The organism is Amycolatopsis sp. NPDC043885, assembly GCF_056435685.1.
Map to the genome: position 1 here is coordinate 1,527,803 of NZ_JBWKEA010000001.1, position 26,007 is coordinate 1,553,809.

Here is a 26,007-nt window from a genome sequence, read left to right on the forward strand (position 1 = left end):
GGTAAGGAGCAGTGACACAGGGCGCCAGCCGCACGGCTGCGCAGGATTGACCACGCGTGGAGCACCTCAATGTTCCGCGCGTGCGTCGTCATGCTCGATCCACTTTTCCGGGGCCGCCCTGAGTGTCTTTCCCCAGGCCACCGCCAGCGGAACGGTCAGCAGCAATCCGGCAAGACCGAAGAAGCCGACCGTCGACTGCGCGCCGGTCTGGTCGGCTAGGATGCCGCCGATCAGCGGGCTCACACCCATGGTCGTGGTCAGTCCGGTGTTCGACAGGCCCATCACCTGAGCGCGGCTTTCGTCGGGGACCGCGAGGGTCAGCGACGCCGTCGCCTGCATGAGCGCGACCGTGCCCAGCCCGCCGGACACGACGAACAGGGCGATCGACGCCCACGGCCCCGGCTGCAGGAAGCACAGCAGCAGCGGGATCGCCGTCAGCGCGGAAAGCGGCCCGATCAGTTTCGGTCTGACGTGTGCCGGCACCCAGCGCGAGTAGATGAACGCGCCGATCACGCTGCCGATCGGGTCGGCGGCCAGCAGCAGGCCGATGACCTCGGGGCCTCCGCCGGACGAGGCGACGTAAGGCGCCGCGATGCCCTCGTACACCGGCAGCAGGCCCATCAGCCAGGTGAACAGCAGCAGCGAACGCAACCCTGAGCTGGCGAAGACGATCTTCCCGCCCGAACCGATCGAGGCGAAGAACGACTTGCGCTTCTCGCCGGACGCCGCGGCCGGGCGCGACGCCAGTCCGAACCGGACGAACAGCGCCGAGACCACGAAGGTGACCGCGTCCAGCGCGAGGGCGATATGGGGTTCCAGCGCGGTCAGCAGGAGACCCCCGCCGGCGAATCCCGCCAGCTGTGCCGATTGGACGGTCATGCTGCGGATCGCCATGCCGACGACGAACCGGTCGCCTTCGAGGATCTGCGGCAGCAGAGCCAGCTGGGCCGCCTTGAACGGAGGATTCAGCAGCGAGACGGCGCCGACGAGGACACACAGGACCCAGAACGGCAGTACCGGCACCGCGACCAGCGCGATCAGCAGCGCTCGCAGCAGATCGACGGTCACCATCACCGTTCGCCGGGGGAAGCGGTCGGCGAACCCGGTGAGGAAGATGCCGCCGAGCAGCGACGGGGCATAGGTCAACGCGTAGGTGAGACCGGTCAGGGTCGCGGAACGGGTTTCGGTGAAGACGAGGACGGAGAGGGCGACCCTGGCGAGTTGATCACCGAAGATCGAGAAAAGCTCGGCGAACCAGAGCGAACGGAACTCGGCTACACCGAACACCTCTCGGTAAGTGACCCGTCCGGCCGAAGCCATGCTGCCCCCAATAGGGTCCTTATTACGCGACAAACTCGTGACCGAGAGTAACGCGGTCACGAGCTAGTCACGAAGCGTCATTCGTTCACGTAAGTGTCTCCTGACTGTTGGTGATTGGCTAGGTTCTTTCGCCGGGTTTCTGGAGTTGGAGATCTTTTTCGTGGACGCACGGCCGTTCGCGAAGATGTCCCGGTGACCGGTGCCTCGGCTCGGACCTGCGGCTTTCGGTGGCTTTGGGCCTTTCGCCGGGAAAGAACCGGCCGCGGCCGCGTCACCCGGCTCGGAGGTACGGCGCCGCGAAGACGGCCGCGGGTACCCCCGGGCCCGCTTGTGTTCGCATGGTGTGCGAACGCGTTCCGACTCCGCTCCGCGACCGTCGGGTCCCTCAGACGGCACCGACGCGCTCCACCGAATGGATGATCGACCGCCATTCGGTGCAGTGGCGGCTCAACCGTCGACCGCGAGCACCTCGCGGGCCGAAGCCGCGTCGCGTTTGGCGACCTCCTCGCGCACGATGGGGATGACGTGACGGCCGAAGTCGATCGTGTCGTAACCGCGCGCGGAGAGGGTGTCGACGCCGAGGTCGTAGTAGTCGAGCAGGGCCTGCGCGACGGTTTCGGGCGTGCCGACCAGCGCGTTGGAGTTCCCGGCGCCGCCGGTCGCGGCCGCGGTGGGGGTCCACAGTGCCCGATCGAACCGTTCGCCTTCGGCGGCGACCGCGAGGAGCCGCTGCGAGCCGGTGTTCTCCGGGTTCGTGAGCGAAGGCCGCCGGGTCAGCTGCCGGCCCCCTCCATCCATGGCGTCGACCGTGCGATACGCCTTCTCCCAGGCGAGTTCCTCGGTCGGCGCGATGATCGGGCGGAAGGCGACCTGGATCCGCGGGACGTCGGTCTGTGCGAGAGGCTCACCCCAGAGGCAGAAGGTGTCCGCCTCCGCCCCGCCCGCCGCGTACGCCGCCGGGGACGACCCGCCGAACGACACATCGGGGCGTGGCCGTCGCACAGGACCGACGTCGAGGACGAAGTCGGCGAAGCGGTAGTGGTCGCTGCCGCCGGTGATGAAGTGCACCGTGAGCTTTCCGTCCGAAGGCCGGTCCAGCGTGGCGAACGTCTTCGCCGCGAAGGTCGGGTACGAGACGTTCGGCCGGTGCGCCTACAGGATCCGGAGTTTGTCGAGCTTCGACGCGACGTACGCGGCCGCCTGCACCGGGTCCGGCCCGCTGGAGCCGTACGCGAACAGCACCCGATCGCGGATGAGTCTCCGAACCGTCGTCGGTGCCTCCGATGCCCAGGAATTCGACCGGCATCGCGCGTTCCTCTCGTCCGTGACCCCCCACTTCCTCGAGAACCCGAACGCCGCCCGGAATCCCGGCGTGGCTTCGGCTTCGTGAGTACCGCAGACCTTCCCTATGTGCTCGCGGTGGTCGGCGCCGGTCCACGTGGGGTGGGCGTGCTCGAACGGCTCGGTGCCAACGCCGCCGAACTGCTCGGCGGTCGGCGGCTGGTGGCACATCTCGTCGATCCCTTTCCGCCGGGGCGTGACGGGTCTGGCGCTACGAACAGTCGCCGTTGCTGCGTATGAACTCCATGCCCGAGGACGTCACGGTCTTCACCGACGACACCGTGCGGATCCACGGCCCGATCAGGCCGGGCCCGTCACTGATCGAGTGGGCGCGGCTGGTCCGCTCGGGCGGGCTCGACACCGGAATCGACGACAGCCTGCGCGCCGAACTCGAGGCACTGCGAAGCGATCCCGGCGCCGGACGACCGGCTGGACCTGGATCGTCTCGACCGGCCCATGGCGGGCAAGGACTTCGGCACCGCGGAGGAGTACGGCAAGGAACTGCGCGAGTACGTCGAAGCCGACTTGAGCCGACGGGCGGACCCCGAGTACAGCGCGGATCTCGGGGCGTTCACGGCACTGCTGTCCGTGATGGGCCAGCTTCCCGCGCTGGTGGGGACCGGACGGTTCGACGCGGTTTCGCAACTGTCCGATTTGGACGGTTGGTTCCTCGGCTTCTTCTCCTGTTTCGCGAGCGGCCCGCCTCCGCGGCGGCTCGAAGAACTGCTCGCCCTCCAGGAAGCCGGCCTCGTTTCCTTCCTGGGCGCCGAAACGCGTGTGTCGGCGGACGAGGAACGCGGGGTCTTCGTCGCTTCCGGCGCGAGTTTCCCCGGCGAGACCGGGTCGACGCAGTCCGGGCTCGACGAGATCCCGAGGCGCAGCGTGCCTCCGGGTTTGGGTGGCCCCGCGTCGGCACCCGTCGAGCCGCCCGCGGACGAGCAGGCGGTGGCGAAAAGTGCGGTGAGCGCGAGTAAGGAAGTGGCGGCGGGACGGGACGCCGGGTGGCCTCCAGCGGGAACGGGGAGGGCGCTTTTGCTTGCGCCTGACCGATTCACGCTAATCACGGCCTTGAGGCCCGCCCACATACTGAGTTCGGCTCCCAGCCCGCGAAACGTCCCGCCTTTCCGCTTGACAGCCCCGAAAGTCCGTGAAGGCCTCCTTCCCTACTCTGAAGGTAGTGAAGGAGGCCTTCACGGACAGAGCAGGTCTAGCAGCGGTTGAGCATGTCCGTCAGCGCGGTCTTCTCCGCCGACTTGATGCTCAGCTTGTACTTGTATTTCACCGTGGTCCACATCTTCGCGTAGGTGCACCAGTAGCCGACGGTCGGCGGCTTCCAGGCGTCCGGCGACTTGTCACCCTTCTCCTGGTTGACGTTGTCGGTGACGGCGATCAGCTGCGGCGCGCTGAGGTCGTTCGCGAACGCCTGCCGCTGCGCGGTGGTCCACGACGACGCCCCGGTGCGCCACGCGGCGGCCAGCGGGACGACGTGGTCGATGTCCACATCGGACGCCGCGCGCCAGGTGGCGCCGTCGTACGGGCTGAACCAGCTGCCGGAGACGGCGGCGCAACTGCTGTCCTGCTGCACGTTCGTGCCGTCCCGCTTCAGCACGACCTCGCGGGTGTTGCAGCTGTTGCCCTGGTCGGACCAGTGCGGGAACTTGTCGCGGCTGTACCCGGTCGACGAACCGTCCGGCTTGACGGTCAGCGCGGCGAGCTGGGTCTTGGCGGTGTCCGCCGATGGGATGCCCGGGGGTGTCGCTTCGGCGACACCCACCACGCCCGCGGAGACGATCGCCGAGACGGCGAGGACGGTGAAGGAGCGACGAACGGCAAGCGCAGTTGGCATATTGCTGCCTCCGTGTCAGGTTTGGGGACCTGGTCACCATGCGGCACGGATATGACCCACGCAACACCATCGGATGACACTCTGCTGGCTATTCGTGAACGGAGGGTGTCACGAGCAGGTAGGACAGGGTGTCCGCCGCCGAAAAATCTTCGGAAAGTCCAGCTGATGGTTCTGAGCCGAACGGGCTAGTCCAGCCCGCGGACCAGCCGGAGGTCTTCGGTGTGCCGGTACCAGGTCCACCGGCTCATCGCGCGTGGATGGGCGACGCCGTCGATGCTCGGCCGGGTCGGGATGCAGCCGAGCTGGAACGCCCGCGCGTAATGCGTCGAAGGCCGTTTGAACAGCGTCCCCTTGGTCACCCGGACCATCAGCCCTGGGCCGCTCGTGTCCGGCTCGACCTCGATCGAGCGCGCGGGCCCGCGCAGGACGGTGTGCTCGTCGCAGTAGGCCACCCCGCGGATCATCCCGATCACCCCGCGCCCGACCAGCACCCCGCCGGTGTCGTCGCGGATCAGCGGCACCGGGTCGACCTCGCCACGCAGGGCGAGCGAGAGGGCGCGCAGCGGCTGCGTCGGCAGGCTCCAGATACGGGCGACGTCGGAGTCCGGAGACGACGGCACGAAGCCGAGCGACACGCCCGAGAGCTGTTCTTTTCGTAACAGCCGCAGCGCGACGGCCGCGAGGTCCGCGTCGGTGCCCGCGACCACCAGATGATCGTGTTCCCCCAGCAAGGGGTCGATATCCGCCTTGCCGGGGCGGCTCGGGACGTGCACCATTTCGACGTCGTCGATCTCCGGGAGTGTGGGCTCGCCCTCCGGACAGACCACCACTATTCCGCGCACCCGAAGGCCCTCCGTTACGCTCATGCACCGGCATTTACCAGCGCCAAACCACCAGTCGCCGAACACCTGGAGTGTCACATGCCGGCCATCGTGCTGATCGGGGCCCAATGGGGGGACGAGGGCAAGGGCAAGGCCACCGACCTGCTCGGCGACCGCGTCCAGTGGATCGTGCGTTACCAAGGCGGTAACAACGCGGGCCACACCGTAGTCCTTCCCGACGGGCAGAACTTCGCCCTCCACCTCATCCCGTCCGGGATCCTCACGCCGGGTGTCACCAACGTCATCGGCAACGGTGTCGTCATCGACCCGGGCGTGCTGCTCGACGAACTCGCCGGGCTGGAAGAACGCGACGTCGACACCAGCAAGCTGCTGATCTCCGCCGACGCGCATTTGATCATGCCGTACCACGTGGCGATCGATAAGGTCACCGAGCGTTACCTCGGCAGCCGCAAGATCGGCACCACCGGCCGCGGCATCGGCCCCTGCTACCAGGACAAGATCGCCCGCGTCGGCGTCCGCGTGCAGGACCTGCTCGACGAGAAGATCTTCCGGCAGAAGGTCGAGTCGGCACTGGAGTTCAAGAACCAGGTGCTGGTCAAGGTCTACAACCGCAAGGCGCTGGACGCGAACCAGGTCGCCGACGAGGTGCTGGCCGCGGGCGAGAAGTTCGCGCACCGCATCGCCGACACGCGCCTCCAGCTCAACCAGGCCCTCGAACGCGGCGAGACCGTGCTGCTCGAAGGCTCGCAGGGCACCCTCCTCGACGTCGACCACGGCACCTACCCGTTCGTGACGTCGTCGAACCCGACCTCCGGCGGCGCGAGCGCGGGTTCGGGCATCGGCCCCGGCAAGATCGACACCGTGCTGGGCATCCTCAAGGCCTACACCACGCGTGTCGGCTCCGGCCCGTTCCCGACCGAGCTGGACGACGAGTCCGGCGAGTACCTGCGCAAACAGGGCGGCGAGTTCGGCGTCACCACCGGCCGCTCGCGGCGCACCGGCTGGTTCGACGCGGTCATCGCGCGCTACGCGGTGCGGGTCAACGGCATCACCGACTACTTCCTCACCAAGCTGGACGTGCTGTCCGGCCTGGAGAAGGTGCCGGTGTGCGTCGGCTACGAGGTCGACGGCTTCCGGACGTACGACATGCCGATGACGCAGACCGACGTGCACCACGCGCTGCCGATCTACGAAGAGCTGCCGGGCTGGTTCGAGGACATTTCGGGCTGCCGCACCTTCGAAGAGCTGCCGGCCAACGCACGGGCCTACGTCGAGCGGCTCGAAGAGCTGTCGGGCGCGCGGATCTCGGCGATCGGCGTCGGACCGGGCCGCGAGCAGACGATCGTGCGGCACGAGTTCGTCTGACCCCTCGCGCGTGCAAGGAAAGGTCCTTTCATTGCAAAATCTGCAATGAAAGGACCTTTCCTTGCGTCTCAGGCGAGCGAGGTCTTCACCGGCGTCGGGTTCCGGAACAGGTCCAGCACCGGGCAGTGTTCGTCCACCTGCCGCTTCAGGTCCTCGTAAACCTCCGCGCCCGCGGGGCGAGTCTCCGAGAACCCGAAGAACCCGTGCAGGTCGATGTCGCCGTCCACGGTCACCTTCACGCCTTCGAGCGGCACACCGAGCTTCGCCGCCCAGAACTGATAGGTGATCACCTGGCACGAGCCCAGCGCGGCGAGCACGTATTCGACCGGGTTCGCCGCGGTGTCGGTGCCGCCGAGCGCGGCGGGCTCGTCGACGGCGAACGAGTGGTCGCGCACCCGCACGTCGACCCGCGTCGCGGTTCCGGGGGGCAGCGCGTTGGCGACGCTGAACGAGACGGCGGTCTTGGTTCCTTCGATGACATCGGTCAACGACATCGGGTCTCTCCAAAATCGAGGTGTCGGACGCCGCCCAGGGTGGGTCTACACCGGGATCCGCGCGCATGATCCCAACTGGTGAACGGCGAAATATCCTTTAGGCAGCATGGTTAGCGTTGAACATGACCATCGGAGTGGCACTCCCGTCCGGGGACACCGCGGACGCCGTCAACATCGTCGACGAACTCATCACGCAGACCCGGCAGGCCGCCGACGCGGGCCTGACGTCCGTCTGGTTCTCGCAGCAGATGGAGCACGACGCGATCACCGTCGCCGCCCTCGCGGGGCGCGCGGTCGCGGGAATCACCGTCGGGACCGGCGTCGTCCCGATCTACCCCCGACATCCGTTGCTGATCACCGGTCTCGCGCAGACGGCACAGGCCGCCACCGGCGGCCGATTCGTCCTCGGCCTCGGAACCGGTGCGAAGAACTGGCTCGAACCGGCGTACGGCATCGAGTACCCGTCGCCGATCAAGCACCTTCGCGAGTACCTCACGATCCTTCGGCAAGTGCTCGACGGCGGCGAAGTCGATTTCCGCGGCGAGACGGTCCGGGCGCACGCCAAGGGCTTCGCGGCTTCGCTGTCTGTCGCGGGGTCTTCGGGCATCCCGGTGATCATCGCGGCGATGGGACGGCAGGCGCTGCGAGTCACCGGCGAACTCGCCGACGGCACGATCCCCTTCCTCGCCGGACCGAAAGCCCTTTCCGGGCTCATCGTCCCGGAGATCACCAAGGCCGCCGCCGGTCGTCCGGCGCCGCGGATCATCGCGATGGTCCCGGTCGTCGTGACCGACGATCCCGGCGCCGTACGCGCCCAGGTCGACCGGCAGTACGCCTTCTTCCGCGACATCCCTTCCTATCGCGCGATCTTCGACGCCCAGGGCGTGGATTCCGCCGGTGACCTGGTGATCGCCGGGGACGAGGAGACCGTCGCGGCCGAGATCCGGCGGTACTTCGACGCCGGGGCGACCGAGGTCGTCGCGACGCAGAGCGGCATCCGGAACGCGGAAGAGCGGCTTCGCACCTGGAGCGTCCTCGGAGACCTCGCCCAGCGCTGACTCACGTGTCATGAAAAGGGGCGTTCAGGACATCCAGGGGCCCAGTGGCCTTGCTCACAACGTTCGGATTGTGCATACTCGTGCGCATAGCGAACACAGCTGGAGGTCTCCAATGTCCCCTGCCGCGGCCCGTTCGTGGGTGGTCCCACTCGCCTGGACGGCGGTACTGCTCGACGGATTCGACCTGGTCGTCCTGGGCACGGTGCTGCCCGCGCTGCTCCGTGACCACGTCTGGGACCTGACACCCGGCACGGCGTCGGTGATCTCGACGTTCGGCCTGATCGGCATGATGATCGGTGCGATGGCGATCGGCACGATCACCGATCTCATCGGCCGTCGCAAGGCGCTGATCATCGCGGTCACGGCCTTCTCGGCGTTCACCGCGCTCTGCGCGATCTCGCCGTCGGCGTTCGTCTTCGGTCTGCTGCGTTTCCTCGCCGGGCTGGGTCTCGGCGGCTGTCTGCCGACGGCGATCGCGCTGGTCACCGAGTACGCCCGCAAGGGGAAGGGCGGCAGCGCGACCACCACGGTGATGACCGGCTACCACGTCGGCGCGGTGCTCACGGCCCTGCTCGGCATCTGGCTGATCCAGCCGCTCGGCTGGCGCGCGATGTTCGTGGCCGGCGCGCTGCCCGCGCTCGTGCTGATACCGCTGATGATCAAGTACCTGCCGGAATCCGAGTCTTTCGAGCGGGCGCGGGAGACGCAGGAGAAGTCGGCGACACAGGTTGTCGGCGGGCTGTTCCGCGGCGGGTTCCTGCGCGCCACCATCGCGTTCTGGGTGACGTCGTTCATGGGGCTGCTGCTGGTCTACGGGCTCAACACCTGGCTGCCGGAGATCATGCGCCAGGCCGGGTATCCGCTGGGCGCGGCGCTCGGGCTGCTGCTCACGCTGAACCTCGGCGGCGTCGTCGGCCTGCTCGTCGCGGGCCGGGTGGCGGACAAGGTCGGCGTGCGGCCGGCGGTGATCTTCTGGTTCCTCGGGGCGGCGGTGTTCCTGGCCCTGCTGAGTGTGAAGCTGCCCGCTGTCGGCCTGTACGTGGCCGTGTTCCTCACCGGCGGTTTCGTGTTCAGCGCGCAGGTGCTCGTGTACGCCTACATCGGCAAGACGTACCCGGACGTCATGCGTGCCACCGGGATCGGCTGGGCGGCCGGTGTCGGCCGCGTCGGCGCGATCTGCGGCCCGATCCTCGGCGGCGCGCTGCTGACTGCCGGAATCGCGTACCCGTGGGGTTTCTACGCCTTCGCCGGAGTCGGGGCGCTGGGAGCGGCCGCGGTGACCGTAGTCCGCGCCGGCCGCTCCCGGGAGGAGACCGCTACCCCAATTCCTTGAGTTCCTTTTCCACCGCGGCGAGTTCTTCCTCGGAGCCCTGCACCTTCGGGCCTGTGAACCACTTGCGCGCCGAGGCGAACCACCACACCGCCGCACCACCGAGTACGACAAGGAAGGCGATAGGCGTGTAGTTGAAACTGTCGATGGTGATCGGTGATCCCTGCGGAAGCATGAACAGCACGAAGATGAAGCACACCCAGACGGTCGCGACGGTCCCGACGAGCTTCCCCCAGCGGCCGAGGTTCCACGGTCCGGGTTCGAAGTCGTCGCCCTTGCGCACCCGCAGGAACACCGGGATCACATAGGCCACGTAAAGGCCGACGACGGCGATCGAGGTCACCGCCGCGTAGGCGGTCGCGCTCCACAGGTACGGCAGGGCGAGCAGGAGCGCGCCGCCCGCGGCCAGCCACACCGCGTTGGTCGGAGTCTGGGTGCGCTTGTTGATGCGGTGCCAGAACTTGGAACCCGGGATCGCGCCGTCGCGAGCGAAGGCGTAGATCATCCGCGAGTTCGCGGTCACCGACGCCATTCCGCAGAACAGCTGTGCGCCGATGCAGATCAGCAACAGGAACTTGCCGGTCGTCGCGCCGGTCGCGTCGATGAAGATCTGCGCGGGCGGCACCCCGGTTTCGGAGCCGACGGCGCCCTCATAGTCCTGGATGGCGAAAGTGAGGCCGATCAGCAGGATCCAGCCGGCGATCAGGGAGACGAGGATCGAGTTGATGATCCCGCGAGGTCCGGCCTTCGCCGCGTTCTTGGTCTCCTCGGTCATATGGGCCGAGGCGTCGTATCCGGTGAGTGTGTACTGCGCGAGCAGGAGGCCCAGTAAGAAGACGTAGACAGGCGACGCCCAGCCGGTGTTGTTCACGAACTCGCCGAAGACGAACGACGCGTCCTGGTGTTTCTCGGGAACGATGATCAGCACCCCGACGATCACCAGCACACCCGCGAGATGCCACCACACGCTGATGCTGTTCAGTAGCGCGACGATCTTGACACCGAAGGTGTTCAACAGTCCGTGGATCACGAGGATGATCGCCAGCAGCAGGATCGTGTGGCCCGGCGTCGCCTCGAAGCCGAACTGCAGGTCGAGAAAGGCGTTGAGGAACAGCGCCGCGCCGAAGTCGATCCCCGCGGTGACGGCGATCTGCCCGATGAGGTTGAACCAGCCGGTGAACCATGACCACGCCGCGCCGTTGCGCGGGGCGAGCTTCGCCGCCCAGTAGTAGAGGCCGCCCGCGGTCGGGTAGCTGGAGCAGACCTCGGCCATGCCCAGCCCGACCAGGATGACGAAGAGGCCGACCAGCGGCCAGCCCCAGATCATCGCGGCGGGCCCGCCGGTTTTCATGCCGAATCCGTAGAGGGTCAGGCAGCCGGAGAGGATCGAGATGATCGTGAAGGAGACGGCGAAGTTGGAGAAGGCCGACATCGTGCGCCGGAGTTCCTGCGCGTAGCCGAGTTGGTGGAGCCGGGCACTGTCTTCGTCGGCGGGTTCTGCGGCCTGCTTGTCAGAGACATCCATCGGGCACCCACTTAAAAGGTATGCGGACAGACCATTGAGATCCGCCGAAATTAGGCCCGTCGACCTGCGCATGTCAAGGTCCCGTCAAGAAACCCGTCCCCAGCTGTCAGGAAAGGGTCGTTCAGGACACTCACCGCCGCAGCGCAAGGACGGCGACGGGAGTAGAGAGGCCGCCGATCAGCCCTGGCCGGGTGGGTCGTGAGTGGCGGTTCGGGCGCTCTCCAGGGGGTGGGCAAAGGCGGCGTGGTAATCGCGATCGATCGCTGGGGGACCGCGCCTTCGCCTCATGTGGCCACTCGGCGTGGTTGGTGGGCGGGTGAGTGTTACCGCGAGTGAGGGGTGTGCGGAAAACGGGACGTTGAGCGTCTCTATTTCCACACACCCCTCACGTCTCCGTCGGGCACTGTGTGGATTTCTGGTCGTCCAACGCCCCAAAATCCACACAGTCGGCGTCCCGGGGCGGTCGTCACGTAGGGCCGCTGACCTGCGCCACGAACACCGGACCCACCCGGTACCGGCGCCCTGGCTACTTGGGTCGAGACCTCAGCGCCCCCGGAACGCCTTCACGGCCTCCAGCGCGGTGTCCGGGTGGTCCGCGAAGTACCCGTCGACACCCGCCTTGAGGAACGCCTCCTGCTCGGCGAACGCGTTGCCGTATTCGGCGAGGTTCGCCGACGAGCGCAGGCTCTGCGGGAGGAAGTTGTTCTCGTTGCGGAACGTGTACGGCCCGACCTTCAGCCCTGCCTGGTGCGCGTCGGCGACCAGCTTGGTCGGCTGCCCCAGTGCGCCGTTCACCACCGGGATGACCTGTGCCTTCTCTGGGCCCAGGTAGTCCGCGTACTTCGAGATCTCCTTCAGGCCCGCCGGCGTCACGAGGTCGGCGTACGTCCGCGGGTCGCCCTTGGCGACGAAGTCGGCCGGAGCGCCGGTCGCCGAAGTCAGCTGCAGCAGCGGCACCCGCACCTGGCGCGAAAGCGCGATCAGGTTCGACACCTCGAACGACTGGATGATCACCGGCGCCTTCGGGTGGTTGAGCCCGTTGCGCTTGAGCAGCTCGACCAGCTTCGGCTCGGTCGGGTTCTTGATCGAGGAGAAGTAGGTCGAGTGCTTGATCTCCGGGTACGTCCCCAGTTCACGGCGCAGTTCGCGGCCCAGGCGGCGCGTCAGGTCGATGACCTCCTGGTAGGTGGCGATCTGGTAGCGGCCGTCGTAGATCTTGTTGTTCGGCCGCAGTTGCGGGATCCGCTCGGTCGCGCGCAGGGTCTTCAGCTCGGCGAGTGTGAAGTCCTCGGTGAACCAGCCGGTGAACGACGTGCCGTCGATGACCTTCGTCGTCTTCCGGTTCGCGAACTCGGGGTGCTTCGCGACGTCGGTGGTCCCGCCGATCTCGTTCTCGTGTCGCGCGACAAGCTGGCCGTCCTTGGTGGGCACGAGGTCGACGTCGACCCAGTCGACGCCCTGGCGGTAGGCGAGCTCATACGAGGCGAGCGTGTGCTCCGGGCGGTAGCCGGGGGCGCCGCGGTGTCCGACGATCACCGGACCATCGTGACCCTTCGCCAGCGCCGACACATCTTGGGCGCTCGGCTCGGCAGCGCCTGCCAGCCCTGTGACGCTGAGTACGGCGAGTCCGGACAGGGCGAGCACGCCCAGGCGCTTTCGCATGGTGGGTAACCTCTTTCGCTTGAACTCGGGGTACCGCGCAACCCTTGACGCAGGAGGCGTCCGGACGGCGAAGACGGACCGGCGGAGCGCTGACCGCCGGGTGAACGCCGGATGGAACCACCCGCTCGAGGACGGCGACGTGTTCGGGGCTGTGTTGATCGGTGACCCGCGACCGCGATCGCATCGCCGAGTCAGGTTCGTGTTTTCGCAGGTCAGACGTTATGGTGCCCCGCCGCCACGATAGCGGGGCCTCCGGCCGGGGCGGGTTTCACGTGGCTCCGCCGACAGGGCGTCTCCGGCCCGGTTACCCTGTGCGTCGTGCGCGTACTGGTAATCGGGTCCGGCGCCCGTGAGCATGCACTCGTCCTCGCGGTCGCGGAAGACCCTTCCGTCACCGCGCTGGCCTGTGCCCCGGGCAACGCCGGCACCGCGGCGGTGGCCGAACAACTCGGCGTGGACGCGGCCGACCCCGAGTCCGTCTCCGCCCTCGCCAAGCAGTGGCAGGCGGATCTGGTGGTGGTCGGTCCCGAGGTCCCGCTGGTGGCCGGTGTCGCCGACGCGGTCCGGAAGGCGGGCATCGCCTGCTTCGGTCCGTCCGCGTCCGCGGCAAGGATCGAGGGTTCGAAGGCGTTCGCGAAGGACGTCATGGCGGCCGCGAAGGTGCCGACGGCGCACTGCGAGGTCGTCGACAACCCGGCCCGCCTCGACGCCGCGCTCGGCCGCTTCGGCCCCACCTGGGTGGTCAAGGACGACGGGCTCGCCGCGGGCAAGGGCGTCGTGGTCACCACGGACATCGACGTCGCGCGCAAGCACGCCCTGATGCTGCTCGACGGCGGGCACCCGGTGCTCCTGGAGTCCTTCCTCGACGGTCCGGAGGCCTCTCTCTTCTGCTTCGTCGACGGCCGTACGGTCGTCCCGCTGCTGCCCGCGCAGGACTTCAAGCGCGTCGGCGACGGCGACGCGGGCCCGAACACCGGCGGCATGGGGGCGTACGCGCCGTTGCCGTGGGCGCCGAAGGACCTGGTCGACGACGTCGTCGCCCGCATCGTCCAGCCCGTGGTCGACGAACTCGACAACCGCGGCGCCACCTTCTCCGGCCTGCTCTACGCCGGTCTCGCGCTGACCTCCGAGGGCCCGCAGGTCATCGAGTTCAACTGCCGTTTCGGCGACCCGGAGACCCAGGTCGTCCTGGCGCTGCTGCGCAGCCCGCTCGGCAAGGTCCTGCACGCGACGGCGACCGGCAAGCTCGCCGAACTGCCGCCGCTGGACTGGGATTCCGGCGCGGCGGTCACCGTCGTGCTCGCCGCGGACGGCTACCCCGGCAAGCCGAGGACCGGCGACGTCATCACCGGCGGTGAGCTCGAAGGCGTGCTCCACGCCGGCACCCGCCGCCGTGACGACGGCGCCGTGGTCTCCTCCGGCGGCCGCGTGCTGTCGGTCGTCGGCACCGGCAAGAACCTGAAGGCCGCCCGCAAGGACGCCTACGCGACGGTCGAGAAGGTCCACCTGGCCGGCTCCCACCACCGCACCGACATCGCCCTGCTCGCCGCCAAGGGAGAGATCGCCACCCCGGTCTCGTGAATTCCGGACGGAACCGCTCGGGCGGCCGCTGCGTCTAACCCGGTATTTCCTGCAAAGCTTAGGCAGCCGATACATCCGCGTTGGTAGCCTCGACAGGGCGAACGGTCACCGTGCGTGTTTCCAAGGGGTGGGGAATGGCAGCATCGAGCAAGGTCCAGGACCTCACGTCGGCGGTCCCGACGCCACCGTCGGTGGCCGACATCAGAGTCGACCCGTCGAAGCTGCTCGAAGTGGCGAAGATCGTCGAAGAGCAGGTCGACGCGTTGCAGGACAAGCTCATGACGCGGCTCGACCAGCTGCGGATCGACACTCCGGCCAACGACACCGTGAGCGTGCACGCGACCAGCGTCTGGAACGAGCTCGTGGCCGACGGCGACCAGTCGTACGCCGCGCAGGTCCGGGCGTACGTGGCCGGTCTGCGGGGCCTGGTCAACCAGCTCCGCACGGCGGCCAAGGAGTACAAGACCAGTGATGCGGACAAGGCCGCCGCGTTCGGGGACCGTGGTGTACACCGGGCGTAGGCCTCGTGTGCTGGTGACTGCCGGGGTGCTCACCCTCGTGCTGGCCGGATGCGCCACGGACACGGGCGGGCAGGCGTTCCCCGACGAACCCGCGCTGGCCTCGGCCACGCAGGGCGCCAAAGCGTCGGCACTGCCTGCCAGGCCCGCCGAACTGAGCCTGCAGGGCGTCGATCCGTGTGCCCTGCTCACCGATCCGCAGCTCGACCAGCTCAAGATCAACAGCAAACCGCGCGCGGCGGCGGAACCGATCGACGGCCCGACCTGTGTCCTCGACTCGGACGCCGCGCAGCCCTTCCATGGCTATTACGTCCGCACGATCACCGCGGACGTCGAAGAGTGGTTCACCGGCAAGCGCCGCAAGAACAGCATGACGACGGAACCGACGGCGGTCGGCGGGTTCCCGGCCATCCGGAACCACCGTGACGCCGGCACGCCGGGCGACTGCGAAACGCTCGTGGGTGTCGCTCAGGGACAGACGCTGGCGGTGCGGGCGGTCGCCGTCACCGCCGGCGCGTTCACCATGCCGCAGCTGTGTGAAATGTCCGCACAGGCGGCCGATTCGGCTTTGCAGACCTTGAAAGCACGCAACTAGGGAGGGCGGCGTGAACGTTTCCGACCTCGCGGGCAGGCTCCGCGATCTTCGGTTCGACGGCTACACCGACACCGGGATCGCGACCGAGATCGAACGCTTCCGCAGCGGTGACGGCACCGGCAGTATCGGTATCGCCGTCGACGCGTTGAAATCCGTCGCGGGCGCGCTCGCGGACACCGACAAGACGCTGCGTGACGAGCTGGGCAAGCTCGGCGTGGAATGGCAGAGCGAGGCCGGTGGTGCCGCCGGTCAGGTGTTCACCGAACAGGCCGGCTTCTCCCAGGACGCGAACTCGAAGGTCTCGCACTCCGCGGAGATGATCTTCGCGCAGGGTGAGGCCTTCAACCGGACCCTGCACAAGCTCCCGGATCCGGAAGTGGTCCGGAAGGGCGCCGGCGGCCTGACCATCGGTGACGTCGTCCTGAGTCTCATCGGGTTCGAGACCGACCACGCCAAGAGCGTCAGCGCCGCGAACAACGCGCGGGCGCAGGCACAGGAGGCGTTGAACGACTACGCCAAGACGAGCGGCGAGAACCTGCTGTCGACCGACACGCTGGCCGACCCGCAGGCGATGAACCTGACCCAGACCACGACGGCCGCCGGAGCGGGTGGTGGTTCCGCCCCGCTCGACCTGGCGGGCACGGCCACGGACCTGACCCCGGACGGCAGTGTGCGGCCCGCGTCGGCCGCCGTCGAATCGAAGTACGTGCCGCCGGTCGCGCAGCCCGTCGGCAACCCGAAGGCGCCGTCCTACGACGCGCCGACCCCTGCCTACGGCGTCGCCATGGGCGGCGGGACGGCACGCAAAACCGGTGCGTCGGCGCCGAACGCCGGGGCCACGGCTCCCGCGGCCGCCGCCCCGACCACGCCGTCCGGCACGTCGAGGCCGGCTCCCTCGCCGGGGGCCGGCTGGGTGACGCCGAACCGGCCGTCCCCACAGCCCGAACAGGGCAGGCCGTCGTACCCGGTCACCGGCTCGCCGACCTCGCCGCCGTTCGTTCCGCCGGGCGCGCCGAACACCCCGAACGTCCCGCCGGGTCAGTCCACCGGCAGCGCGCCGCCGAACAGCACCACGTCGGCGCAGCCGGTCGGCAAAGCGTTCGGCACCGGCCCCGGTCTCGACAGCGCTGTCGGCAAGGGCCCGGGCTCCAGTTCGGGTCCCGGTGTCTTCGGCAACGTCGGTGGTGGCGCGGGCGGCGACCAGGCGCTCGGCAAGGGCCGCTCGGTCGGCTCCGGACCGCAGGCGCCGATGGCCCCCGGCAACGAATCCGGCCGCGGTTTCCCCGCCGTCCCGAAGATCACCGGCCCGGCCGCGGGCGACCTGGGTGCCGGTGCCGCGGCGCTCGGCGCCGGTGTCGCCGGTGGTGCGCTGAGCGGCGACAGGGAACGCGACCGCCGTCCCCGTCAGGAAGGCGGCGTGAAGCCGACCCGCCAGCTCCCGATCGGCGAGCTTCCCGAAGAGGAGGCCATGCGGCGCTCGGAGAAGATCGGCGCGAAGCAGCCGAAGCCCGAGTCGAAGTTCATGGAGCGCGCGGCCACCCAGGACGTCGAAGAGGACGCGGAGCACATCAGGCGTTACGGCGTCGACGACAAGGATCTGTTCACCGACGAGCGGCTGGTTTCGCCGGACGTGATCGGTGACCACGGCAACCGGGAAGCGCGCTGAACCTGTGCCGAACGACAACGGCAGCCTGGTGCTGTCCGCACTCGAGTTCGAAATGCTCTGGGAAGCCGAACGGCTGCCCGGCCGCCATGTCGCACTCGACGTGCCGAGCCCCGGAACGACCCACACGGAGCGGGCGGCGCTGATCGAAGAGGCCTGGGAATCCCTGCGCGCGCGAGGTCTCGCGCGGGGACACCAGGCGTCGGGCGAGCTGGTCGACATGCTGAACCTGTTCGCGCACCCCCGCGTCGCGATCGACGTCTGGGTGTGGACCGACCGTGAGATCAAGGGCCAGGCGGTGAGCGTCGGCAACCAGGCCTTGCTCGGCGTGATCGACTCCGGTCAGGTGTGGCTGATCCCCGCCAGGGAGAGCTCCCTCGCCGAGGCCGCGGTCTCGGTCGCGGGGGATCTCGGCCCCGGCGTCGGCCAGTCGATCAGCATCCCGCACGACGTCCTCGTCCAGGCCGACGCCGCCGCCCGCGGCGACGCGAAAGCCCTGGTCACCGCGCTGGAAGACCTGGACGTGCCCCTCTGGCAGGCCCAGGAGGTGGCGGGCATGCTGCTCGGCCAGGAGGCGCGCGGCCAGTTCGGTGTCGAACGCGCGGGCCGCGACGGCCGTCCCCGGCGCGCGGACAGCGTGGTCGCCTTCTACGACACGGACGCGGGCCGGTACCTGTTCCAGGTCGCGCGGAACCGGGACGGGCGGGATTGGGCGACCATCACCCCGGCGGACAACCAGTTGCTGGCGACCCGGATCCGGGAAGTCGCCGATTTCTGACTTGCCCGATTCGGCTGTTTCGCGAAGCCGATATCGGCGGGGTGGAAGTTGGCGTGGATACGCGCACGCCTCACTGCCGAGGTCTTAAAGTATGCGCGGGAACCGTCCTGATCGGCCGCGCGTCTGATCGGGCGGATACGAGTTTTTCCGTGAAGGGGATGACGAACCGTGCCTGTGTACGACCCGGAATCCATGGGGATCGCCGCCGGTCAGGTGGAGAAGCTCAAGGACGAGTTCGAGAAGACCAAAAAAGGCGTCACCGGGATGGATGACGAGAAGGAAAGCCCCTTCGGCGGAGTGGACGAGCACGGCGACGCGCAGGGCGCGGTCGGCAAGTTCAAACAGGGAGTCCACAACGAATTCGATTCGGCCGGTCAGCTGATGGAGGCCACCGCCTTCGTGCTGCGAAAGGCGGCGGGGCTGATCAAGGAGACCGAAGCGGTCCACGTGGACAACCTGAAGGTGCACGGAGACCTGTGACGATTCGCCAGGCCGGGGGCCGGAGAACAAGGGGGCTTGAGCAGTGGGTTTGAACGGTGTCGGCGCCGGGGTGCCGGACGGCTGGGGCGAACTGGTCAAGAAGGCCGAGCAGATCGAAAAGGTGAACCTGGCCGCCATTCAGAACGCCTCGAAGCAGTTCAAGACGGCCGCTGACAACGCGGGCGACCACAGCGCGGCGTTGTCCAACTCGACCCAAGCGTTGAACGGCGGGGTCTGGGCCGGGCCCGCCGCGGACGCCTTCTTCGAGTACGTCAAGTCGATCACCAAGGCCGGGAAGAACGTCGAAGAGCAGCTGGGCAAGGTCGTCGACGACCTCGACCGTGTCCACGCCGATCTCGGCAACATCAAGACCCAGGTCGCCGACGCCTACAAGGGCGCCGAGGAAGCGATCAACAAGCGGAACACCCAGGCGGAGACGGACAAGAACGCGGCGATCCAGGCCGCCGCGCAGGCCGAGAAGGATCACAAGCCGGCGCCGAGCCCTTCGGCCGACGAGATCATCCAGAAGGCCAAGACCGACATCAACAAGATCGCCGGCGACGCCGACACCCGGGTCAAGGGCCTGCTCGACCAGGCCAACCAGATGATCCAGAAGTCCCAAGAGCTGATGAAGAAGGACATCGAGGGCGGCTACTCGAAGGTCCCGATGCCCGGCAAGGACGGCAGCGTCCCCAAGCGCACCGGCGGTCTCCACGCCGGAGGCGGTGGCGGCGGTGGAGGAGGTGGCGGTGGCGGTGGGGGCGGCGGCCTCGGGCCGAGCGGTGGCCCGCCGTCGACGACGCCGCCGGGCAACGTCCAGCAGTGGATCCAGGAGGCCATCAAGATCCTGCAGGCCAACGGGATCCCGGTGACCGAGGCGGATATCCAGAAGATCTGGACGATCATCGAGAAGGAGTCCGGCGGTAACCCCAACGCCATCAACAACTGGGACTCCAACGCGGCGAAGGGCACGCCGTCCAAGGGATTGATGCAGTGCATCGACCCGACCTTCAACGCGCACAAGCTTCCCGGGCACGACGACATCTACAACCCGGTGGACAACATCATCGCGGGCGTTCGGTACACGTTCTCGCGATACGGCGGCTTCGAGGGGCACCCGGGGCTGAAGTCCATGGCCGGCGGCGGCGGGTACCAGGGCTACTAGCGACCTCGTGAGTGGCGTTTCGGGTTATAGAGGGGTAAGGCAAACGTGGCGTGCCGGAGTTGGCGGTAGGGGCGGGACTCGCCGACCAGGCACCTTTCCAACTGTTCATTACGGACTTTTTCCGCGGTGACAGTGTCCGACTGGGTGATTTGCCCGGTTTGGCGAGGGGGTCGTGGGGGGGGGTTTTGGGTGGGAACCCAAAAACCCCCCCCACGACCCCTCGCCAAACCGGGCATATGGCCTTGAAGCAGACATTTCGTCACTTGAAAGCGTCCTTGTAGACGCTCAGAGCGCAGCTGACTGCCGCCTCTCTTCTTTGACCCCAGCGAAGAGGCCCTTCACCGCAGAGGCTCGGTCACGCCACATTTGACTCACCCCTCAAGAGAACCCGAAACGCCACTCACGACCGACGGAGGGGCTGGCCGCCACGCCGACTGGGCCACCCACGCCCTCGATGGGTTCTCCTCGCAGGCAAGTTAGCCTCACCCGCATGTCCTTCCCTGGCCCTGCCGCACGTTCCGCCGTCCCGCCGTTCCACGTCATGGACGTCCTTTCGGCCGCGCAGGCGCGGCAGCGCAGCCACGGGGACCTGGTCCCGCTGCTCGCGGGGCAGCCGTCCGCGCCGGCGCCGCGGCCCGTGCTCGAAGCGGCGCAGCGGGCGCTGAAGGACCACAACCTCGGCTACACCGAGCAACTCGGCATCCCGGAACTGCGTGAGGCCGTCGCGGAGCACTACAACCGCACCTACCCGGTCGACGTGAGCCCGCAGGACGTCATCATGACGACCGGTTCCTCCGGCGGCTTCCTGCTCTCGTTCCTCAGCGCCTTCGAGGCGGGCGACCGGGTCGCGATGGCGCGTCCCGGCTATCCGGCCTACCGCAACCTGTTGAAGGTGCTCGGTTGCGAGGTCGTCGAGTTCGCCACCGGGGCCGAGACGAACTTCCAGCCGACTGTCGCGTTGCTCGACGAGCTGGGGCCGATCAAGGGGCTGATCGTGGCCAGCCCGAGCAATCCAACCGGCACCGTCCTGCCGCCGGGTGAACTGGCGGCGATCAGCGGCTGGTGCGCGTCACACGGCGTGCAGCTGATCAGCGACGAGATCTACCACGGGATCTCCTACGGCGCCGGACTCGATTGCGCCTGGCAGTACGGCGACGAGGCGCTCGTCCTCGGCTCGTTCTCCAAGTACTTCGCCATGACCGGCTGGCGGCTCGGCTGGATGCTCGCGCCCCAGCGGCTGCATCGCGCGATCGACGTCCTGACCGGCAACTTCACCATCTGCCCGCCCGCGGTCTCCCAGCACGCCGCGGTCGCCGCGTTCACCCCGGAGGCGTACGCGGAGGCCAACGGCCACGTCGAGCGCTACCGGGCCAACCGCGATGTGCTCTTCGCCGGCCTCAAAGGCATCGGCATCGACAAGCTCGCGCCGGCCGAAGGCGCCTTCTACGCGTACGCCGACGTCTCCGCGTACACGAACGACAGCCTCAGCTGGTGCCAGCGGCTCCTCGCCGACACCGGTGTCGCGATCGCTCCCGGGATCGACTTCGACGTGAGCGACGGCGGCCGGTTCGTGCGGTTCTCCTTCGCGGGCTCGCGCGAGGACATCGACGAGGGCGTCCGCAGGCTCGGCGACTGGCTCGCTCAGGGGGAACCCGGAATTCACCCTGAACGTTAGGCAGAACGAAGGCGCTCGCGAGCTCCGCCTGACAACCTGGACTCACCGGGCCCGCACGGGCACGGTGAGGCAATCGGAGGATGCCATGTTCTGGAAGATCGTCGGCGGGCTGATCCTGGCTTGGGTGGCCTTCATGGTGCTCGGATCCGTGCTCGGTTTCCTCGTGAAGGCCGTCTTTTGGATCGCCGTCATCGGCGGCGCGGTCTTCCTCGGCACGGCCGCGTACGGCGCCATCAAGGGCAAGGGCACCCCGAAGCAACTCCGCCGTTAGGGCTTACGCGCCACCCCGCCGAGCGACGTGAAGTTCACGGGCGAAAGCGGGGTGAAGCGCGGCCCGTCCGGCCACCACAGGTGCGGATAGGTCAGGCCGGGCTCCATGAGATCGAGTCCCTCGAAGAAGGACTCGATCTCCTCGCGCGTCCGGTACAGCGTGTCCAGCCCTGTGCCGTCGAAGCGTTTCTCGAGTGACGTCGCGATGTCGGCCGCTTCGGAGCCGTCGGCGGGATTGTGCTGGTGCAGCAGCGCGACGAACGAGCCCGGCGCCAGCGCGTCGACGTAGGCGCGGACGATCTTCCGCGCCTCGTCGAGATCCGGGATGTGGTGGACGATCGCGCACAGGATCAGCCCGATCGGCCGGTCGAACTCCAGCCGGTGGGTGCGGGCGAGCTCCTCGATGACCTCGGCCGGTTCGGTGAGGTCGGCGGCCGTCATATGCGCGAAGTCGTTCGCCGCCAGCAGCGCGCGGCCGTGCGCCTGGACCACCGGATCGTGATCGACGTAGACGACCTGCGCCTCGGGGTTGTACCGCTGCGCGACCTGGTGCGTGTTCTCCACGGTCGGGAAGCCGGAACCGAGGTCGAGGAACTGGTCGATGCCTTCCCGGTCGGTCAGGTACCGCACGGTCCGGACCAGCCAGTGCCGGACCTCCTTGGCCATCGCCTGGGATTCCGGCGCGAGCTCCAGGATCTGGCGCAGCACCACCCGGTCGGCCTCGTAGTTGTCCTGGCCGCCCATCAGTGCGTCGAAGACCCGCGCGATGCTCGGCCGGTCGAAATCGACGGGCACGAACGGGCGTTGATCCGCGGACATGGGCACCTACCGGGGGTGAATCGGTTCGGACGAGTTCAGCGTAGGTCATCCGCTTCACCGCGCGTAAGCGGATGAGCGGCGAGGGTGAATTATTCCTCCGAAGAGCCGAAGCCGGATTTCGCCGTGGTCACGCCGACCCAGCGTTCCGCCCGCATCCCGACCGCCCGCGCACCGTCTACATTGGACTGTCGGTCGTCGAAGAACAGGCAGTCGGCCGGTTCGGCGCCGAGTTCGGCGAGCAGGATCCGATAGATCTTCGCGTCGGGCTTCATGCAGCCGAGGTCACCCGAAAAGAGCTTCACGCGGAACAGCTTCGCCCACTCCTGCTCGCGCACCCAGCGGCCGAAGGTGGACGACGCGTTCGAGAGCAGCGCGAGCGCCGCGCCCGCCTCGTGCAGTCCTTCCAGCAGTTCGAGCACGTCGGGCTCGACGTGCGTCCAGCCGGTGACGTCGATGGCGGTCAGTTCGTCGGAGAACGCCTTGTCCACCGGGACGTCCAGCGCGCGGCCGATGCTCTGCCAGTACTCGAGGTCCGTGCCGCCGGAGTCGTACCGGACCCGTTCGGCCCAGTAGTGCGGTTCGAAGTCGGCCACTTCTAGGCCGAAGGCCTTGGCCAGGGTCGGCAGCGCGTCGGTGTGCGCGCTGATGACGTCGCCGTAGTCGAAGACGATCCAGTTCACGTTCAGCCCCCGGTCTTGATGCGTTGAAGGGTTTCCTCGATGTCCGCCGCCGAAAGGTCCCGGTGCGCCACGAACCGGATCCGGCCCGAGCTGGGCAGCGTCCGGATCCCGAGCCCGGCCAGCCACGCCAGCCTGCCTTCGAGGTCGGGAGCGGTCACTTGCACGATATTGGTTTCGGGAGTGTTGACCTCCCAGCCGTGTTCCGCGAGCCCGGTCGCGAGCCGTGTCGCGTTCTCGTGCGTCTCGGCGAGGTCGCCGATGCGATCCAGCGCGACCATGCAGGCCGCGGCCAGCACGCCGCCCTGGCGGATGCCGCCGCCGAGCATCTGGCGCATCCGCCGTGCCTTCTCGACGAACTCCGTGCTGCCCGCCACCACCGAGCCGACGGGCGCGCCGAGTCCCTTGGAGAAGCAAGCGGAAACGGTGTCGACGCCGACCGTGAGCGCCGCGGGCGGGATCCCCAGCGCGACCGACGCGTGCCAGATGCGGGCGCCGTCGAGGTGCACGGTCAGCCCGGCCTCCTTCGCCACCGCGACCAGCTGGGCGTGTTCGTCGGGCGGGGTGACCGCGCCACCGGCCGTGTTGTGCGTGTTCTCCAGGCACAGCAGCGGCGTGCGCATCGCGTAGTACGGCCCGCGCGGGACGCCGATCGCGGCCGAAAGCGTCTCCGGCGTCGGACGGCCCGGTCCGGCGTCGTGTTCCAGCGGCTCCGGCATACCACCCGCGAGCCAGGCGGCGGACCCGAGTTCGTCGGTGATCACGTGCGCGCCGCGCGGCGCGAGGAACCGGTCGCCGCGCTGGAGATGGCTGCTCAGCGCGATCAGGTTCGCCATGGTCCCGGTCGGTGTCCAGAGCGCCGCGGGCATGCCGAGCAGTTTCGCGGCGCGCTGTTCCAACGCGCCGACGGTCGGGTCGCCGTCGAGGACATTGTCGCCGACCTCGGCCTTCGCCATGGCCTGGCGCATGACGTCGTCCGGCCGGGTCACGGTGTCGGAGCGGAAATCGATCTGCGGGAGAGAGCGCGAGGTCACGGTACGATCACATCACATCGACGGGCCCGCCATGAATCTCCTCCCCGGCTGGTCCGCCACGCCCGCTCATGCAACCGTGGACGCCCCCGGTTCCGTCCTACCCACCGACGAGGCAAGAGCGGAGACAAAAACCGCGTGAACCAGCGCGACGAACAAGAGTTCGCGGAGTACTTCGCCGCGAAGCGGGACTCCGTGCGCAGGACCGCGTACATGCTCTGCGGTGACTGGCATCGTGCGGACGACCTCGCGCAGACGGCGTTCGTCGCGCTGCACCGGAGGTGGAAGAAGATCAGAGAACGGGCGGCGACCGACGCCTACGTACGGAAGACGCTGGTCAGGGCGGCCATCGACGAGTCGAGGCGGCCGTGGCGGCGGGAGTGGCAGACCGAAGAGCTGCCCGAGCCGCCGCAGGACGGCTTCGACCTCGGCGAACAGGTCGTCACCAGGGAAGACCTGCTGGCCGCGTTGCGCGAAGTGCCCCCGAAGCAACGGGCCGTGCTGGTGCTCAGGTTCTTCGAGGGGCTGGACGTCGGTGCGGCGGCGAAGGCGCTCGGCTGCAGCGAAGGAAACGTGAAGAGCCAGACCGCGCGCGGGCTGGCGAACCTCAGGCAGGTCATGGAGAAGGAGGAGGTGGCACGGGATGGACGAGAATGACCTGAAGGCGTTGTTCCGTGACGCCCCCGGCGAAGCGCCGTCGCCGACCTTCGACACCGCCGACGTGGTCCGCGCCTCCAAACGCGCCACCGCTCGACGCCGAAACGGTATCGCGGTGGCCTGTAGTGCGGTGGTTTTGGCCTTGGCCGGAGTGGGCATGTCCGGCGTGCTCGGCGGAACCGAGCTCCAGACGGGGAGCGCGGTCAAATCCGACAACGAAGCGGCTTCCGCGGAGCAACCCGGGGCGCAGTCCGCACGTCCTCTTGATAGCGGGGACCCCTCGAACTTCTCGAACCCGCCGCCTCAGCAGGGGGGCGGCGGGCCAGAGAGGACCGGCCAGAAGACGGCCGAAGGCACCTACGGGTGCGACCAGGTGGACCGGGAGCTCGCCACCGCCCTCGCTGGCGAGCTCCCGGTCCCCGTGGATGTCGCCAAGTCGACGCCCGGCGACCTCTGTACGACGGGAGCCAGGTCCGCGGGGTTCCAGGTGCCGGGCGGCACGGTCTCCGCCGCGGTTTACCCGGCGGGCTCGTCCGTCCCGGTGATGCCCACCGGAGCGGCCGAGGCGCGGCGGACCACCCCCAAGGGCTCTCTTGTGGTCGTGGTGAGCCTCGGCGACGGCTCGGGCAGGCCCGCCTTCCCCGAGTCCGACGTCGACAGGCTGGTCGGCGTGCTCGCCGCCCGCTACTGACCGAGCTGGCAAAATAGCCCGCCATGACCGCCGCAGCGACCACGCCAAAGGGTGAGCGACGCCGTGCCGAACTCATCGAGGCCGCCGCGTCGCTGCTGGCCGAGGGCGGTTTCGACGCCGTGCGGCATCGTGCGGTCGCCGAACGCGCGGGGTTGCCGCTGGCTTCGACGACGTACTACTTCGATTCGCTCGAAGAGCTGGTCACCGCCGCGGTGGAACATCACGCGAAGGTGGAATTGGAGACCGGACGGCGACGTCTCGACGAGCTGGCGACCCGCCACCGCGGTGTCGAGGCCACCGTCGACCTGGTGCTGGACATGCTCCTCGGTCCGCTCCGCCCGGATCGCGAGGCCGACGCCGAAGCGGTCCTCCTGCGCTACGAACGCCTCGTCGGGACAGGCCGCCGCCCGTACCTCCGCCCGCTGATGCGGACGCTGTCCGCGCAGCTGTACGAGCTGCTCCACGAGATCTTCGCGCGCTCCGGCACGCCTGTGGACTCCACCGAGCTGGAGCGGCTCGTCGCCCTCGTCGACGGTGCCGTGGTCAACGCGCTGATCGAGGTCGACCCGGAGCCTCGGGCCGCCGCCGCCCGGATGCTGCAGGCCGCCCTCGCCTGAACTCTCG

Annotated in this window: 24 protein-coding genes and 2 pseudogenes; 16 read left to right on the forward strand and 10 right to left on the reverse strand. The window is 68.5% G+C overall.

Annotated features, from left to right (window positions below):
- Nucleotides 1–66: 66 nt before the first annotated feature.
- Both AC069I_RS07655 and AC069I_RS07660 read right to left on the reverse strand, forming a co-directional pair.
- On the reverse strand, nucleotides 67–1,320 hold the full coding sequence (locus AC069I_RS07655; RefSeq protein ID WP_478224193.1) for an MFS transporter: 1,254 nt from the start codon (nucleotides 1,318–1,320) through the stop codon (nucleotides 67–69).
- A gap of 447 nt (nucleotides 1,321–1,767) precedes the next feature.
- Nucleotides 1,768–2,626, reverse strand: a pseudogene (locus tag AC069I_RS07660) (LLM class flavin-dependent oxidoreductase).
- Nucleotides 2,627–2,730: 104 nt separating this feature from the next.
- Between AC069I_RS07660 and AC069I_RS07665 the strand changes: the two are divergent.
- A pseudogene (locus AC069I_RS07665) lies at nucleotides 2,731–3,495 on the forward strand (FAD/NAD(P)-binding protein); the annotation flags it as partial.
- Between the two features lie 373 nt (nucleotides 3,496–3,868).
- Here the strand turns inward: AC069I_RS07665 and AC069I_RS07670 are convergent.
- Together AC069I_RS07670 and AC069I_RS07675 are read right to left on the reverse strand one after the other, a co-directional pair.
- Nucleotides 3,869–4,507 (reverse strand): GmrSD restriction endonuclease domain-containing protein, encoded by a 639-nt coding sequence (locus AC069I_RS07670; protein WP_340686219.1) that lies wholly within the window; start codon nucleotides 4,505–4,507, stop codon nucleotides 3,869–3,871.
- A 185-nt stretch (nucleotides 4,508–4,692) separates the two neighbouring features.
- Entirely contained in the window at nucleotides 4,693–5,373 is a 681-nt protein-coding gene (locus AC069I_RS07675; RefSeq protein WP_478224194.1) for a hypothetical protein, read from the reverse strand.
- Between the two features lie 54 nt (nucleotides 5,374–5,427).
- Between AC069I_RS07675 and AC069I_RS07680 the strand changes: the two genes are divergently transcribed.
- Nucleotides 5,428–6,714: an adenylosuccinate synthase gene (locus AC069I_RS07680; protein ID WP_016338079.1), complete on the forward strand. Its 1,287-nt coding sequence runs from the start codon at nucleotides 5,428–5,430 to the stop codon at nucleotides 6,712–6,714.
- Nucleotides 6,715–6,782: 68 nt separating this feature from the next.
- Here AC069I_RS07680 and AC069I_RS07685 read toward each other — a convergent pair whose 3' ends face one another.
- Nucleotides 6,783–7,208, reverse strand: coding sequence for an OsmC family protein (locus AC069I_RS07685; protein ID WP_478265030.1), 426 nt, complete (start codon nucleotides 7,206–7,208; stop codon nucleotides 6,783–6,785).
- Between the two features lie 122 nt (nucleotides 7,209–7,330).
- Here AC069I_RS07685 and AC069I_RS07690 point away from each other — a divergent pair, with 122 nt between their 5' ends.
- Nucleotides 7,331–8,266 carry a TIGR03564 family F420-dependent LLM class oxidoreductase gene (locus AC069I_RS07690; RefSeq protein WP_478224196.1) on the forward strand — a complete coding sequence of 312 codons (936 nt, stop codon included), beginning with the start codon at nucleotides 7,331–7,333 and terminating at the stop codon, nucleotides 8,264–8,266.
- Between the two features lie 112 nt (nucleotides 8,267–8,378).
- Nucleotides 8,379–9,599, forward strand: a complete 1,221-nt coding sequence (locus tag AC069I_RS07695) for an MFS transporter (RefSeq protein WP_478265031.1) — start codon at nucleotides 8,379–8,381, stop codon at nucleotides 9,597–9,599.
- Here the strand turns inward: AC069I_RS07695 and AC069I_RS07700 are convergent.
- On the reverse strand, nucleotides 9,583–11,121 hold the full coding sequence (locus tag AC069I_RS07700) for an amino acid permease (RefSeq protein ID WP_478224198.1): 1,539 nt from the start codon (nucleotides 11,119–11,121) through the stop codon (nucleotides 9,583–9,585). The two genes, AC069I_RS07695 and AC069I_RS07700, sit on opposite strands and share 17 nt — an antisense overlap.
- Nucleotides 11,122–11,664: 543 nt before the next feature.
- Nucleotides 11,665–12,783, reverse strand: a complete 1,119-nt coding sequence (locus tag AC069I_RS07705) for a glycerophosphodiester phosphodiesterase (protein ID WP_478224199.1) — start codon at nucleotides 12,781–12,783, stop codon at nucleotides 11,665–11,667.
- A 318-nt stretch (nucleotides 12,784–13,101) separates the two neighbouring features.
- Here AC069I_RS07705 and purD point away from each other — a divergent pair, with 318 nt between their 5' ends.
- The 9 genes from purD (at nucleotide 13,102) to AC069I_RS07750 (ending at nucleotide 21,509) form a co-directional block, all read left to right on the forward strand.
- On the forward strand, nucleotides 13,102–14,364 hold the full coding sequence (gene purD, locus AC069I_RS07710; RefSeq protein ID WP_478265032.1) for a phosphoribosylamine--glycine ligase: 1,263 nt from the start codon (nucleotides 13,102–13,104) through the stop codon (nucleotides 14,362–14,364).
- Between the two features lie 134 nt (nucleotides 14,365–14,498).
- Nucleotides 14,499–14,885 (forward strand): PE domain-containing protein, encoded by a 387-nt coding sequence (locus tag AC069I_RS07715; RefSeq protein ID WP_034312497.1) that lies wholly within the window; start codon nucleotides 14,499–14,501, stop codon nucleotides 14,883–14,885.
- A gap of 7 nt (nucleotides 14,886–14,892) precedes the next feature.
- The gene (locus AC069I_RS07720; protein ID WP_478265033.1) at nucleotides 14,893–15,477 is read left to right on the forward strand and encodes a DUF3558 domain-containing protein; all 585 of its coding nucleotides are present in this window, start codon (nucleotides 14,893–14,895) and stop codon (nucleotides 15,475–15,477) included.
- A gap of 10 nt (nucleotides 15,478–15,487) precedes the next feature.
- Nucleotides 15,488–17,143, forward strand: a complete 1,656-nt coding sequence (locus AC069I_RS07725; RefSeq protein WP_478230929.1) for a hypothetical protein — start codon at nucleotides 15,488–15,490, stop codon at nucleotides 17,141–17,143.
- Nucleotides 17,144–17,147: 4 nt separating this feature from the next.
- Nucleotides 17,148–17,918 carry an ESX secretion-associated protein EspG gene (locus AC069I_RS07730; protein WP_340686230.1) on the forward strand — a complete coding sequence of 257 codons (771 nt, stop codon included), beginning with the start codon at nucleotides 17,148–17,150 and terminating at the stop codon, nucleotides 17,916–17,918.
- 168 nt (nucleotides 17,919–18,086) lie between these two features.
- A complete protein-coding gene (locus tag AC069I_RS07735) occupies nucleotides 18,087–18,398 on the forward strand; it encodes a hypothetical protein (RefSeq protein ID WP_340686231.1) in 312 nt (103 codons plus the stop codon).
- Between the two features lie 43 nt (nucleotides 18,399–18,441).
- Nucleotides 18,442–19,563: a transglycosylase SLT domain-containing protein gene (locus tag AC069I_RS07740; RefSeq protein ID WP_478224203.1), complete on the forward strand. Its 1,122-nt coding sequence runs from the start codon at nucleotides 18,442–18,444 to the stop codon at nucleotides 19,561–19,563.
- 490 nt (nucleotides 19,564–20,053) lie between these two features.
- Nucleotides 20,054–21,238, forward strand: coding sequence for a pyridoxal phosphate-dependent aminotransferase (locus AC069I_RS07745; RefSeq protein ID WP_478224204.1), 1,185 nt, complete (start codon nucleotides 20,054–20,056; stop codon nucleotides 21,236–21,238).
- Between the two features lie 85 nt (nucleotides 21,239–21,323).
- Nucleotides 21,324–21,509 (forward strand): hypothetical protein, encoded by a 186-nt coding sequence (locus AC069I_RS07750; RefSeq protein ID WP_007032516.1) that lies wholly within the window; start codon nucleotides 21,324–21,326, stop codon nucleotides 21,507–21,509.
- Here AC069I_RS07750 and AC069I_RS07755 read toward each other — a convergent pair.
- The 3 genes from AC069I_RS07755 to AC069I_RS07765 all read right to left on the reverse strand — a co-directional run bounded on the left by AC069I_RS07755 (nucleotide 21,506) and on the right by AC069I_RS07765 (nucleotide 24,038).
- Nucleotides 21,506–22,327 (reverse strand): SAM-dependent methyltransferase, encoded by an 822-nt coding sequence (locus AC069I_RS07755; protein ID WP_478224205.1) that lies wholly within the window; start codon nucleotides 22,325–22,327, stop codon nucleotides 21,506–21,508. The two genes, AC069I_RS07750 and AC069I_RS07755, sit on opposite strands and share 4 nt — an antisense overlap.
- An 89-nt stretch (nucleotides 22,328–22,416) precedes the next feature.
- Nucleotides 22,417–23,007 carry an HAD family hydrolase gene (locus AC069I_RS07760; RefSeq protein ID WP_125679605.1) on the reverse strand — a complete coding sequence of 197 codons (591 nt, stop codon included), beginning with the start codon at nucleotides 23,005–23,007 and terminating at the stop codon, nucleotides 22,417–22,419.
- A 2-nt stretch (nucleotides 23,008–23,009) separates the two neighbouring features.
- A complete protein-coding gene (locus AC069I_RS07765; protein ID WP_478224206.1) occupies nucleotides 23,010–24,038 on the reverse strand; it encodes a threonine aldolase family protein in 1,029 nt (342 codons plus the stop codon).
- Nucleotides 24,039–24,173: 135 nt separating this feature from the next.
- Here AC069I_RS07765 and AC069I_RS07770 point away from each other — a divergent pair, with 135 nt between their 5' ends.
- From AC069I_RS07770 to AC069I_RS07780, 3 genes are read left to right on the forward strand one after another with little or no spacing between them, the layout of a single operon-like run.
- Nucleotides 24,174–24,692: a SigE family RNA polymerase sigma factor gene (locus AC069I_RS07770; RefSeq protein ID WP_005152531.1), complete on the forward strand. Its 519-nt coding sequence runs from the start codon at nucleotides 24,174–24,176 to the stop codon at nucleotides 24,690–24,692.
- Nucleotides 24,679–25,383 carry a hypothetical protein gene (locus AC069I_RS07775; protein ID WP_478224207.1) on the forward strand — a complete coding sequence of 235 codons (705 nt, stop codon included), beginning with the start codon at nucleotides 24,679–24,681 and terminating at the stop codon, nucleotides 25,381–25,383. The genes AC069I_RS07770 and AC069I_RS07775 overlap by 14 nt, the downstream gene beginning before the upstream one ends.
- Nucleotides 25,384–25,406: 23 nt before the next feature.
- Nucleotides 25,407–26,000, forward strand: coding sequence for a TetR/AcrR family transcriptional regulator (locus tag AC069I_RS07780; protein ID WP_478265034.1), 594 nt, complete (start codon nucleotides 25,407–25,409; stop codon nucleotides 25,998–26,000).
- The last annotated feature ends 7 nt before the right edge of the window (nucleotides 26,001–26,007 follow it).